This is a genomic window from Streptomyces sp. NPDC054834 (assembly GCF_053611185.1).
Genome location: NZ_JBSGZV010000025.1, coordinates 70,197 through 83,295, shown reverse-complemented (window position 1 = coordinate 83,295; position 13,099 = coordinate 70,197). Strand labels below are relative to the sequence as shown.

Below are 13,099 nucleotides of genomic sequence, written 5' to 3'. Positions count from 1 at the left end.
CCGACACCGTGATGCCTGCCCCAGTTCATCTTCCGTTCACCCAGGTTGCCTACGGTCAACCCGCCAATGACGCTCGAAAGAATGCCTGGGTAAATGGAAAGCTTCTCGCTGATCCTCGCGATTGTGGTCGTAACCGCACTCGCGTTCGATTTCACGAACGGTTTCCACGACACCGCCAACGCGATGGCCACCACCATCTCGACCGGTGCGCTCAAGCCCAAGGTCGCGGTGGCCATGTCCGCCGTCCTCAACCTTGTGGGTGCTTTCCTCTCCGTGGAGGTCGCCAACACGATCTCCAAGGGTCTCGTCGACGAGAACGGCATACGTCCCGAGGTCATATTCGCCGCCCTGGTCGGCGCGATCCTCTGGAACCTGCTCACCTGGCTGGTGGGGCTGCCCTCCAGTTCCTCGCACGCCCTCATGGGCGGCCTGATCGGCGCCACCGTCGCCTCCGCGGGCTTCGGTGCCGTCCACGGTGACGTCCTCGTCACCAAGGTGCTGCTCCCGGCGGTCGCCGCGCCGGTCGTCGCGGGCATCGCGGCGATGCTCGCCACCCGGTTCTCCTACGGCATCGGCAAGAACGCCGAGGGCGAGGCCACCCGCAAGGGTTACCGCGCCGGCCAGATCGCCTCGGCCGGTCTGGTCTCTCTCGCCCACGGCACCAACGACGCGCAGAAGACGATGGGCATCATCACCCTCGCGCTGATCGCCGGCGGCTCCATCGCCCCCGGCTCCAACCCGCCCACCTGGGTGATCCTCTCCGCCGGCATGGCCATCGCGCTCGGCACCTACATCGGCGGCTGGCGCATCATCCGCACCATGGGCAAGGGCCTGACCGAACTGGAGCCGCGGCAGGGCTTCGCGGCCCAGACGAGCGCCGCGACCGCCATCCTCGCCTCCTCCCACCTCGGCTTCTCCCTCTCCACCACCCACGTCGTCTCCGGCTCCGTGATGGGCGCGGGCCTGGGCCGCAAGGGCGGAGTGGTCCGCTGGTCCACGGCGACCCGGATGTTCGTCGCCTGGGCGCTGACCCTCCCGGCCGCCGCGCTGGTCGGCGCGCTCGCCGAGACGGTCACGGACCTCGGCGACTGGGGCACCGCGCTGGTGGCGGTCTTCCTCGTGGCCTCCAGCGCCGCGATCTGGAAGCTCTCCCGCCGCGAGGTGGTCGACGCGACCAACGTCAACGAGACCGAGGAGCCGGCCGGCGTGGTCACCACCGCGATCGCCGCCGTGACCCCGCCCCCGGCGGGCACCGTGGCCGAGGACCTGACGGCCACGATCCCGTCCCCCGCGACGCCCGTCGCCGTCCCCACCGCCGACCCGGCGACCCCGCCGGCCGCCGCCGTCTGACCCCGGGCACCCGGGCACCAAGAAAGCAGCTCTGTTATGAAGATCGACTGGGCAGCCCTCGGCTCCGTCTTCGGCGTCAGCCTCGCGGTCACCGTCGGCCTGGTGGCCCTCTTCACCCTGGGCGTCCAGGGCCTGGCACGACGCGAACGCGCCGCCGCCCAGGGCGACTCGGCGGCGTCGGCCGTCGCCGGGGCGTACGTGTGCTTCGCGGGATGCGCGGCAGCGGTGGCCTACGGGATCTACCTGATCATGAACAAGGCCTGACCGAGGCCTCACCGGCTCCTCCCCGAAGACTTCGGGGAGGAGCCTTTCGCATGCCGCCCCACCGTCACCCGGGCTTCGATGTGGGCCTCAGCACACTCTCCTCGTGCAGGTCAACAGCAAGTTGACGGCCCTTCCGGGGCCGTGGTGGACTTCCGGGGCCATGTACGGCGGCAAGGGAGGAAGCCGGTGTGAATCCGGCGCGGTCCCGCCACTGTCACCGGGGTAGGTAGCCCCGGGAGCCAGGAACTCCCACCGCCGGTCTCGTCGAACCAGGGCGCGGACACCCTGAGTGAGGACATATCGCCATGCTCGCCTGCCGTTCGAGGTACAGCACCGGATCGCTGCCCGACCCCACGGCCGGCTGAGCCGATGCGTGCCGATCGCGTCTTCGCGTACGGCGCCGCCGCCGGCCTCCTCGGTGACCATCTGCTCGGTGATCCGCGGCGCGGGCATCCGGTGGCCGCGTTCGGGCGGGCCGCCGGTGCCATGGAGCGGGCGCTGTGGCGGGACCACCGGGGTTGGGGCGCGCTGCACACCGCGGTGTGCGTGGGCGGTGCCGCCGGTCTGGGAGCCGTCGCCGCCGCGGCCGTACGCCCCTCCCGTGCCGCCTCCGTCGCGCTGACCGCCGCCGCCACCTGGTCCGTCGTGGGCGGAACCTCCCTCGCGCGCGAGGCCCGTGGCATCGGGCGTGCCCTTCAGGCCGGAGACGTCGAGGCTGCCCGGGCGCGGCTGCCGCACCTGTGCGGAAGGGACCCGCAGGCGCTCGACGCCGACGGGATCGCCCGGGCCGTCGTGGAGTCCGTGGCCGAGAACACCTCCGACGCGGTGGTGGGCGCCCTGGTGTGGGGAGCCGTGGCCGGGGTGCCCGGGCTGCTGGGCTTCCGGGCCGTCAACACCCTCGACGCCATGGTCGGGCACAAGTCGCCCAGGTACCGGCGGTACGGATGGGCCTCGGCCCGGCTCGACGACCTCGCGGGCTGGCCGGGGGCGCGGTTGACCGCCGTACTGGCGACCGTCGCCGGTGGCGACCCGCGCGGAGCCGTACGGGCCTGGGGGGCCGATGCCGGCCGGCACCCGAGCCCCAACGCCGGGCCCGTGGAGGCCTCGTTCGCGGGCGCGCTCGGCGTGCGGCTGGGCGGGACGCTGTCGTACGGCGGACGGGTGGAACACCGACCGGTGCTGAACCAGAAGGGACGCGCCGTCGCCGTACCCGACATCGAACGGGCCGTACGGCTCTCGAAGCGCGTCGGCCTGCTCGCGCTCGGCGTCAGCGTCGCCGCGCGCATCGTCGTGAAGGGACGTGGGAAATGAACGGGGGTCTCCTCGTCGCAGGCACCACCTCGGACGCGGGCAAGAGCGTCGTCACGGCCGGGATCTGCCGCTGGCTGGTGCGGCAGGGGGTCAAGGTCGCGCCCTTCAAAGCGCAGAACATGTCCCTCAACTCGTTCGTGACGCGGGAAGGCGCGGAGATCGGGCGGGCGCAGGCCATGCAGGCGCAGGCGTGCCGTGTCGAGCCGACCGCGCTGATGAATCCCGTGCTGCTCAAGCCCGGCGGGGAACAGAGCAGTCAGGTGGTGCTGCTGGGCAAGCCCGTGGGCGAGCTGAGCGCGCGCGGGTACCACGGCGGGCGGCAGCAGCGGCTGCTGGGGACCGTGCTGGACTGTCTCGCCGAGTTGCGGGGCACGTATGACGCGGTGATCTGTGAGGGGGCCGGTTCGCCCGCCGAGATCAATCTGCGGCGGACCGACATCGTGAACATGGGGATCGCGAGGAACGCGCGGCTGCCCGTGCTCGTCGTCGGCGACATCGACCGTGGGGGCGTCTTCGCCTCCTTCTTCGGGACCGTCGCCCTGCTCTCCCCCGAGGACCAGGAACTCGTCGCGGGTTTCCTCGTCAACAAGTTCCGCGGCGACGTCTCCCTGCTGGAACCCGGCCTCGACATGCTGCACGGGCTCACCGGGCGGCGGACGTACGGCGTGCTGCCCTTCCGGCACGGACTCGGCATCGACGAGGAGGACGGGCTGCGTGTGTCGCTGCGGGGGACGGTCCGCGAGTCGAACACCGCCCCGCCCGTCGGCGAGGATGTGCTGCGGGTGGCCGTGTGCGCGATCCCGCTGATGTCCAACTTCACGGACGTGGACGCGCTGGCAGCCGAACCCGGTGTCGTGGTGCGGTTCGTGGACCGGCCCGAGGAACTGGCCGACGCCGACCTCGTGGTGATCCCGGGGACGCGGGGCACGGTCCGGGCGCTGGAGTGGCTGCGGGAGCGGGGGCTGGCCGAGGCCCTCGTCCGAAGGGCCGCCGAGCAGCGGCCCGTCCTCGGCGTCTGCGGCGGCTTCCAGATCCTCGGTGAGCACATCGAGGACGAGGTCGAGTCGCGCGCCGGCCAGGTCCACGGCCTCGGAGTCCTTCCCGTCCGCGTGCGGTTCGCCCGCGAGAAGACCCTCACCCGGCCTGTCGGGGAAGCCCTCGGCGAGCACGTCGAGGGGTACGAGATCCACCATGGCGTCGCCGAAGTGACGGGGGGCGTGTCCTTCCTGGACGGCTGCCGGGTCGGCCAGACCTGGGGCACGCACTGGCACGGCTCGCTGGAGTCGGACGGCTTCCGGCGGGCCTTCCTGCGCGAGGTGGCCGCCGCCGCGGGCCGCCGCTTCGTGCCCGCCGCCGACACCTCGTTCGCCGCGCTGCGCGAGGAGCAGCTCGACCGGCTCGGCGACCTGATCGAACAGCACGCGGACACGGACGCGCTCTGGCGGCTCATCGAGTCGGGCGCGCCGCAAGGACTGCCCTTCATTCCACCGGGAGCACCCGCATGAGCACAGTGTTGTTGTTGTCGACCGCCGACACCGATCTGCTGGCGGCGCGGGCCTCCGGCGGGTCCTACCGGATCGGCAACCCGACCCGGGTGGACGTGGAGGCCGAGCTGCCGTCCCTCCTCGCGGGCGCCGACATCGCCGTCGTACGGCTGCTCGGCGGCAAGCGCGCCTGGGAGGACGGGCTCGCCGCCCTGAAGGCCTCGGGCGTCCCGACCGTGCTGCTCGGCGGAGAGGCCGTGCCCGACGCCGAGTTGATGGCCGAGTCGTCCGTGCCCGCCGGTGTCGTGGCCGAGGCGCTCAGGTACCTCGTGGAGGGCGGCCCGGAGAACCTGACCGAGCTCGCCCGGTTCCTGTCCGACACGGTGCTGCTGACCGGTGAGGGGTTCGTCGAGCCGCGGAAGATGCCGGAGTACGGCGTGCACGGCTCCCGTACGCTCCAGGACGGCCGCCCGACCGTCGGCGTGCTCTTCTACCGCGCCCACGAACTGAGCGGCAACACCGCCTTCGTGGACACCCTGTGCGACGCGATCGAGGCGCGGGGCGCGAACGCGCTGCCCGTCTACTGCGGTTCGCTGCGCGGTGCCGACGCCGGGCTGTACGAGATCCTCGGCAGCGCGGACGCCCTGGTGGCCACCGTGCTCGCCGCGGGCGGCACGCACGCCTCGCAGGCCTCGGCCGGCGGCGACGAGGAGTCCTGGGACATCGGGGCGCTCGCCGACCTGAACATCCCCGTGCTCCAGGGCCTGTGCCTCACCTCGTCGCACGCGGCCTGGGACGAGTCCGACGCCGCCCTCTCCCCCATGGACGCGGCGATGCAGGTCGCGATCCCGGAGTTCGACGGGCGAATCGTCACCGTGCCGTTCTCCTTCAAGGAGCAGGGCCCCGACGAGGTGCCGGTGTACGTGGCCGACCCCGAGCGGGCCGCGCGGGTCGCCGGGATCGCCGTACGCCACGCCCAGTTGAGGCACAAGGCCAACGCCGACAAGAAGGTCGCGCTGGTCTTCACCGCCTACCCGACCAAGCACTCCCGGGTCGGCAACGCGGTGGGCCTGGACACCCCGGCCTCGGCGGTACGGGTGCTGGACGCACTCAGGGACGCCGGGTACGGGCTCAGCGAGTACCCCGACAACGGGGACGAGCTGATCCACCGCCTCATCGAGGCCGGCGGGCACGACGTCGAGTGGCTCACGGAGGAGCAGCTGGCCGCCGCGCCCGCGCGCGTACCGCTGGCCGACTACCGGGCGTGGTTCGACAAGCTCGACCCGGAGCTGCGGGACGCCATGCTGGAGGCGTGGGGCGAACCGCCGGGCTCCCTCTACGTCGACGGGGACGAGATCGTCCTCGCCTCCCTCCAGTTCGGGAACGCCGTCGTCATGATCCAGCCGCCGCGCGGCTTCGGCGAGAACCCGATCGCGATCTACCACGACCCCGACATGCCGCCATCGCACCACTACATGGCGGCGTACCGGTGGCTGGAAAACAGTTTCGGCGCCGACGCGATCGTGCACATGGGCAAGCACGGCACGATGGAGTGGCTGCCCGGCAAGGGGCTCGGGCTGTCGCGCGGCTGCGCCCCGGACGCCGTCCTCGGCGACCTCCCGCTGATCTACCCGTTCATCGTCAACGACCCCGGCGAGGGCACCCAGGCCAAGCGGCGCGGGCACGCCACGGTCGTCGACCACCTGGTGCCGCCGATGGCCCGCGCCGACACCTACGGCGACCTGGCCAAGCTGGAGCAGCTGCTCGACGAGTACGCGCTGGTCTCCGACCTGGACCCGGCGAAGGCACCGACCGTGCGCGCGCAGATCTGGACCCTGGTCAAGGCGGCCGAACTGCACCACGACCTGCACGTGGCCGAGCAGCCGGACGACGAAGAGTTCGACGAGTTCGTCATGCACATCGACGGCTACCTCTGCGAGATCAAGGATGTGCAGATCCGCGACGGCCTGCACATCCTGGGCGGCGGCCCGGTCGCCGAACCGCGCGTGAACCTGGTGCTCGCCGTATTGCGGGCCTCGCAGGTGTGGGGCGGGCAGGCGAACGCGCTGCCCGGTCTGAGGGCTTCGCTGGCGGCTCACTTCGGGCTGGTGGAGAAGGACCTGCTGGCCGAGCCAGGCGCCCCGGTGAAGGTGCCGGTGGAGCTGACGGACCTGGTGGAGGGTCCGGCGCGGACGGCCGCCGACACGATCGACCTGCTGGAGCAGCTGTGCCGGCGGATCGCCGAGGACCTGGAGGCCCGGGCGTGGGACGTGACGACCGTCCCCGGTCTGGCGCGTGACGTGCTCGGCGCCGAACTCCCGGAGGCTGTCGCCGTGCTGGAGTTCGCCTGCACGGAGGTCGTACCGCGGCTCGCGAGGACCACCGACGAGATCGGCCACATCCTCCGTGCGCTGGACGGCGGTTACGTCCCGGCGGGCCCGTCCGGCTCACCGACGCGCGGCCTGGTGAACGTCCTGCCGACCGGCCGCAACTTCTACTCCGTCGACCCCAAGGCCATCCCCTCCAGGCTGAGTTGGGAGGTCGGCCAGTCGCTGGCGGACTCGCTGGTCGCGCGTTATCTCCAGGACACGGGCGAGTACCCGAAGTCCGTCGGCCTGACGGTCTGGGGCACATCCGCCATGCGCACCCAGGGCGACGACATCGCCGAGATCCTCGCGCTGCTGGGCTGCCGCCCGGTCTGGGACGACGCCTCGCGCCGGGTGACGGGCTTCGAGGTCGTCCCCCTGGCGGAGCTGGGCCGGCCGCGCATCGACGTCACCGTGCGCATCTCCGGCTTCTTCCGGGACGCGTTCCCGCACGTCGTCGGGCTGATCGACGACGCGGTGCGGGCGGTGGCCGAGCTGGCCGAGCCCGCCGACCGCAACTTCGTCCGCGCCCACGCCGACGAGGACACCGACCGGCACGGCGACCGGCGGCGCGCGACCGCCCGTATCTTCGGCTCCAAGCCGGGGGCGTACGGCGCGGGTCTGCTGCCGCTGATCGACGCGCGGAACTGGCGCTCGGACGCGGACCTCGCCGAGGTGTACGCGGTGTGGGGCGGCTACGCGTACGGGCGCGGGCTCGACGGGCGGGCGGCGCGCGGGGACATGGAGACGGCGTTCAAGCGGATCGCCGTCGCCGCGAAGAACGTCGACACCCGCGAGCACGACCTCGTCGACGCCGACGACTACTTCCAGTACCACGGCGGCATGGTCGCCATGGTGCGGCACCTGACGGGGGCCTCCCCCGAGGCGTACGTCGGCGACTCGGCCGTGCCGGACCAGGTGAAGACCCGCACGCTCGGCGAGGAGACCCACCGCGTCTTCCGCGCCCGTGTGGTCAACCCGCGCTGGATGGCGGCCATGCGCCGGCACGGCTACAAGGGCGCCTTCGAGATGGCGGCGACCGTCGACTACCTCTTCGGCTACGACGCCACCGCCGGCGTGGTCGACGACTGGATGTACGAGAAGCTCAGCGCGGAGTACGTCTTCTCGCCGGAGAACCAGGAGTTCATGCGCAAGTCCAACCCGTGGGCGCTGAGGGGCATCACCGAGCGCCTGCTGGAAGCCGCGGACCGAGGCCTTTGGGCAGAGCCGGACCAGGAGACCCTGGACCGGCTCCGGGCGACCTACCTCGAGCTCGAGGGCGATCTGGAGGGAGAAGCGTGATCTCCCCGGAAACCCCCGCAGTGGCGGGGAGCAACGTGCACGGACGGCTGTCGATCTGGCAGTGCCCGGACCACCCCCGCGTCGGCGGGGATCCGAGCGACACGTTGACAGCCGTGTGCCCGGCACGCGGCCGACTCGGACACCAGCCACTCGAAGGAGTGATCCAGGCATGAGCACGCCCTTTCCCTTCACTGCCGTCGTCGGGCAGGACGATCTGCGCTTGGCCCTGCTCCTCAACGCGGTGAGCCCCGCCGTGGGCGGCGTCCTGGTGCGGGGCGAGAAGGGGACGGCGAAGAGCACGGCGGTGCGCGCGCTCTCGGCGCTGATGCCTCGGGTCGACGTCGTCTCCGGGTGCCGTTTCTCCTGTGACCCCGGCTCCCCCGACCCCGCCTGCCCGGACGGGCCGCACGAACCGGGGGCGTTCGAGTCCCGGCCGGCCCGGATGGTCGAGCTGCCGGTCGGTGCCTCCGAGGACCGGCTGGTCGGGGCGCTGGACATCGAGCGGGCGCTGGCGGAGGGAGTGAAGGCCTTCGAGCCGGGGCTCCTCGCGGACGCGCACCGCGGGATCCTCTACGTCGACGAGGTCAACCTCCTCCACGACCATCTGGTCGACCTGCTCCTCGACGCGGCGGCGATGGGCGCGTCGTACGTCGAACGCGAGGGTGTCTCCGTACGGCACGCCGCGAAGTTCCTGCTGGTCGGCACCATGAACCCCGAAGAGGGCGAGCTGCGGCCGCAGTTGCTGGACCGGTTCGGGCTCACCGTGGAGGTCGCGGCCTCGCGGGAACCCGAGCAGCGGGTGGAGGTCGTGCGGCGCCGGCTGGCGTACGACGACGATCCCGCCGCCTTCGCCGTCCGCTGGGCGGACGAGGAGGCCGCCGTACGCGCGCGGATCGTGGCGGCCCGGGAGTTGTTGCCGTCGGTGCGGCTGGGCGACGGGGCGCTCAGGCAGATCGCGGCGACCTGCGCGGCCTTCGAGGTGGACGGCATGCGGGCCGACATCGTGATGGCGCGGACCGCGACCGCGCTGGCCGCCTGGGCCGGGCGCACCGACGTGCTCGCGGAGGACGTGCGGCAGGCGGCCCTGCTCGCGCTGCCGCACCGCAGGCGCCGCAATCCCTTCGACGCGCCGGGCCTCGACGAGGGCAAGCTCGACGAGACGCTGGAGGAGTTCGGCGACTCCTCGGACGACGAGGACCCGGACCCCGACGGCCCCGGTGGCGGTGGCGGCGGGCAGCCGCCGCAGGGCGACGGCGACCCGCAGGGCGGGGACACCGGCGCGCGCCCCGAGGCCGGTGAGGGCGGGGAGCCCCAGGCGTCCGGCGCCGGAGCGGGCGAACAGGCCCCGGCGCGGGCCTCCGAGCCCTTCCGCGCCAAGGTGCTCAGCGTCCCCGGCATCGGCGAGGGTGCGGCCGGGCGGCGGTCGCGGGCGCGGACCGAGCACGGGCGGACCACCGGGGCCCGGCGCCCGCGGGGCACGCTCACCAAGCTGCACCTGGCGGCGACCGTGCAGGCCGCCGCCCCGCACCAGCGGGCGCGGGGACGGTCGGGGCCGGGTCTCGTCGTACGGCGGGACGATCTGCGGCAGGCGACACGCGAGGGGCGTGAGGGCAACCTCGTGCTGTTCGTCGTCGACGCCTCCGGGTCCATGGCGGCCCGGCAGCGGATGGGTGCCGTGAAGGGCGCTGTGCTGTCGCTGCTGCTCGACGCCTACCAGCGGCGGGACAAGGTGGGGCTCGTGACGTTCCGGGGGGCGGCCGCCGAGGTGGCGTTGCCACCCACGTCGTCCGTGGACGCGGCGGCGGCCCGGCTGGAGTCGCTGCCCACCGGCGGACGGACGCCACTCGCCGCCGGGCTGCTGAAGGCACACGACGTGCTGCGCGTGGAGCGGCTGCGGGATCCGGCGCGACGGGCGCTGGTCGTGGTGGTGACCGACGGACGTGCCACCGGTGGCCCGGAGCCGGTGGCACTGGCCGGGCGTGCGGCCCGGCTGTTCGAGGCCGACGGGGTCGCCTCCGTGGTCGTGGACTGCGAGTCGGGGCCTGTCCGGCTGGGGCTGGCCGGGCAGCTCGCGGGAGAACTCGGGGGTACGGCGGTGACGCTCGACGAGTTGCGGGCGGACTCGATCGCCGGACTGGTCAGGGATGTGCAGGGAACTTCGAGGAGGGCCGCGTAATGCCGCAGGGACAGCCGAGTGCCGTACCGGACGACGGACTGACGACCCGGCAGCGGCGCAACCGGCCGCTGGTCGTCGTCCACACAGGCATCGGCAAGGGCAAGTCGACCGCCGCGTTCGGGCTGGCGCTGCGCGCCTGGAACCAGGGATGGCCGATCGGGGTGTTCCAGTTCGTCAAGTCGGCGAAGTGGAAGGTCGGCGAGGAGAACGCGCTGCGCGTGCTCGGGGCGTCCGGCGAGGGCGGGAGCGTCGACTGGCACAAGATGGGCGAGGGATGGTCCTGGGTCCAGCGCGATGACCAGATGGACAACGAGGAGAAGGCCCGGGAGGGCTGGGAGCAGGTCAAGCGGGACCTCGCCGCGGAGACGTACCAGCTGTATGTGCTCGACGAGTTCGCCTACCCCATGCACTGGGGATGGGTCGACACCGACGAGGTCGTGGAGGTGCTGCGGAACCGGCCCGGCACCCAGCATGTCGTGATCACCGGGCGGAACGCGCCCGAGAAGCTCGTGGACTTCGCCGACCTCGTCACCGACATGTCCAAGGTCAAGCACCCCATGGACGTCGGGCAGAAGGGGCAGAGGGGCATCGAGTGGTGATGTCCTCGTCCGTGCCCCGGCTGGTCATCGCCGCGCCCTCCTCGGGCAGCGGCAAGACCACCGTTGCCACGGGGTTGATGGCGGCGCTGACCGGGCGGGGGCTCGCCGTCTCCCCGCACAAGGTCGGGCCCGACTACATCGACCCCGGGTATCACGCGCTCGCCACCGGGCGTGTGGGGCGCAACCTCGACGCGTACCTGTGCGGGCCCGATCTGGTCGGGCCGCTGTTCCTGCACGGGGCGCGCGGGTGCGACATCGCCGTCGTCGAGGGCGTGATGGGGCTGTACGACGGGGCCGCCGGGGAGGGTGAACTGGCGTCCACCGCCCATGTGGCGAAGCTGCTGCGGGCGCCGGTGGTGCTCGTCGTGGACGCGTCGTCGCAGTCGCGGTCGGTGGCGGCGCTGGTGCACGGGTTCGCGTCCTGGGACCCGGAGGTGCGGGTCGGGGGCGTGATCCTGAACAAGGTGGCTTCGGACCGGCACGAGGCTCTTTTGCGGGAGGCGTTGGATTCGGCCGGGGTGCCTGTGCTCGGGGTGCTGCGGCGGGTGGCTCAGGTCGATACGCCCTCGCGGCATCTGGGGCTGGTGCCGGTCGCCGAGCGGCGGGCTTCGGCGGTGGGGGCTGTTGCCGCGATGGCGGCGCAGGTGGAGGCGGGGTGCGATCTCGAGGGGTTGCTGGCGCTGGCGCGCGGCGCGGGTACGTTGCCGTGTGCGGGCTGGGACGCGGCTGAGGCCTTGGCTCCCGCGGCGGAGCCGCTGATGGATGCAGCGCCCCCGCCGCCCCTGCCCTTCCCGTCCTCCAGGGGCTCCGCCCCTTCGACCCCGCCAAGGGGCTCCGCCCCCTGGACCCCCGATCGGCCTGATCGGCCTCGTCCTCAAGCCCCGGACGGGCTGAGTGATGCCGACCGGCGCTCGAAGGTGGTCGTTGCCCTGGCCGGCGGTCCCGCCTTCACCTTCTCCTATGCCGAGCATGCCGAGCTGCTCACCGCCGCCGGAGCCGAGGTCGTGCCTTTTGATCCGCTTCGCGATGAGCGACTGCCGGACGGTACCCGTGGGTTGGTCATCGGCGGTGGGTTCCCGGAGGTGTACGCCGCCGAGCTGTCCGCCAACGAACCCCTGCGCAAGGCCGTCGCGGCGTTCGCGGAGGCCGGGGCGCCGGTGGCCGCCGAGTGTGCCGGGCTGCTCTACCTCTGCCGTGAGCTCGACGGGCGGCCCATGTGCGGGGTGGTGGACGCCTCCGCCCGGATGAGCGAGCGGCTGACCCTCGGCTACCGGGACGCCGTCGCCGTGAGCGACAGCGTGCTCGCCGGCGCGGGGACGCGGATGCGTGGGCACGAGTTCCACCGGACGGTCGTCGAGCCCGGCGCGGGGGCAGCGCCCGCCTGGGGTGTACGCGCCCCTCAGCGGCGTGTCGAAGGTTTCGTACAGCAGGGCGTGCACGCGAGTTATCTGCACACGCACTGGGCGTCCGTGCCCGGTGTGGCCCGTCGGTTCGTGGAGAGGTGCCGGACGTCATGAGCAGCAGGCTGGTCGGAGTCGGGGTGGGCCCCGGTGATCCGGAGCTGGTGACCGTGAAGGGGGTCAACGCCCTTCGCGCCGCCGATGTCGTCGTCGTACCGGTGATGGACAGTGGTGAGCGCGGGCGGGCCGAGGCGACCGTGTTGCACTACGTGCCGGAGGAGAAGGTCGTACGGGTCGTGTTCGCGCTCAACGAGCGGACCGACCGGGCGCGGCGTGAGGGCGCCTGGGACGCGGCCGGTGAGCGGGTCGCCGGGTTGCTCAGGGAGCGGGGGGCCGTGGCGTTCGCGACCATCGGGGACCCGAACGTGTACTCCACCTTCACCTATCTCGCGCAGACCGTCGCGGAGCTGGTGCCGGGGACGGTCGTGGAGACCGTGCCCGGGATCACCGCCATGCAGGATCTCGCCGCACGCTCGGGTGCCGTGCTCACCGAGGGCACCGAGCCGCTGACGCTGGTGCCGGTCACCGCCGGGTCGGCCGTGCTCAAGGAGGCCCTCGCGGGTCCGGGGACGGTCGTGGCGTACAAGTTCGGGCGGCAGGCGGCGGAGGTCGCGGAGGCGCTGCGGGAGACCGGGCGGCTCGACGGCGCCGTGTGGGGGTCGGCGCTCGGGCTGGCGGAGGAGTCGATACGGCCGGCCGCCGAACTGGACGGCGGGCCGCTGCCGTACCTCTCCACGCTGATCGCGCCCGCCCGGCGCGACGGCGGCCGGGGCGGCAAGCTGTGAGA

Annotated in this window: 9 protein-coding genes and 1 riboswitch; all 9 genes read left to right on the top strand. The window is 72.8% G+C overall.

Annotated elements, in window-relative coordinates:
* Positions 1-93: 93 nt before the first annotated feature.
* The gene (locus ACWGJM_RS29240) at positions 94-1,350 is read left to right on the top strand and encodes an anion permease (protein ID WP_453414714.1); all 1,257 of its coding nucleotides are present in this window, start codon (positions 94-96) and stop codon (positions 1,348-1,350) included.
* Positions 1,351-1,386: 36 nt separating this feature from the next.
* On the top strand, positions 1,387-1,614 hold the full coding sequence (locus ACWGJM_RS29235) for a hypothetical protein (protein WP_453414713.1): 228 nt from the start codon (positions 1,387-1,389) through the stop codon (positions 1,612-1,614).
* A 128-nt stretch (positions 1,615-1,742) separates the two neighbouring features.
* Positions 1,743-1,882, top strand: a riboswitch (cobalamin riboswitch).
* Between the two features lie 101 nt (positions 1,883-1,983).
* Positions 1,984-2,925, top strand: a complete 942-nt coding sequence (locus ACWGJM_RS29230; protein WP_453414712.1) for a cobalamin biosynthesis protein — start codon at positions 1,984-1,986, stop codon at positions 2,923-2,925.
* Positions 2,922-4,430 (top strand): cobyric acid synthase, encoded by a 1,509-nt coding sequence (locus ACWGJM_RS29225; protein WP_453414711.1) that lies wholly within the window; start codon positions 2,922-2,924, stop codon positions 4,428-4,430. The genes ACWGJM_RS29230 and ACWGJM_RS29225 overlap by 4 nt, the downstream gene beginning before the upstream one ends.
* A complete protein-coding gene (gene cobN, locus ACWGJM_RS29220; RefSeq protein WP_453414710.1) occupies positions 4,427-8,077 on the top strand; it encodes a cobaltochelatase subunit CobN in 3,651 nt (1,216 codons plus the stop codon). Before ACWGJM_RS29225 ends, cobN begins: the two co-directional genes overlap by 4 nt.
* Positions 8,078-8,246: 169 nt before the next feature.
* The gene (locus ACWGJM_RS29215; RefSeq protein WP_453414709.1) at positions 8,247-10,253 is read left to right on the top strand and encodes a putative cobaltochelatase; all 2,007 of its coding nucleotides are present in this window, start codon (positions 8,247-8,249) and stop codon (positions 10,251-10,253) included.
* Entirely contained in the window at positions 10,253-10,852 is a 600-nt protein-coding gene (cobO, locus tag ACWGJM_RS29210; protein WP_453414708.1) for a cob(I)yrinic acid a,c-diamide adenosyltransferase, read from the top strand. The genes ACWGJM_RS29215 and cobO overlap by 1 nt, the downstream gene beginning before the upstream one ends.
* A complete protein-coding gene (locus ACWGJM_RS29205; RefSeq protein WP_453414707.1) occupies positions 10,852-12,369 on the top strand; it encodes a cobyrinate a,c-diamide synthase in 1,518 nt (505 codons plus the stop codon). Before cobO ends, ACWGJM_RS29205 begins: the two co-directional genes overlap by 1 nt.
* A complete protein-coding gene (gene cobI / locus ACWGJM_RS29200; protein WP_453414706.1) occupies positions 12,366-13,097 on the top strand; it encodes a precorrin-2 C(20)-methyltransferase in 732 nt (243 codons plus the stop codon). Before ACWGJM_RS29205 ends, cobI begins: the two co-directional genes overlap by 4 nt.
* Positions 13,098-13,099 lie beyond the last annotated feature (2 nt).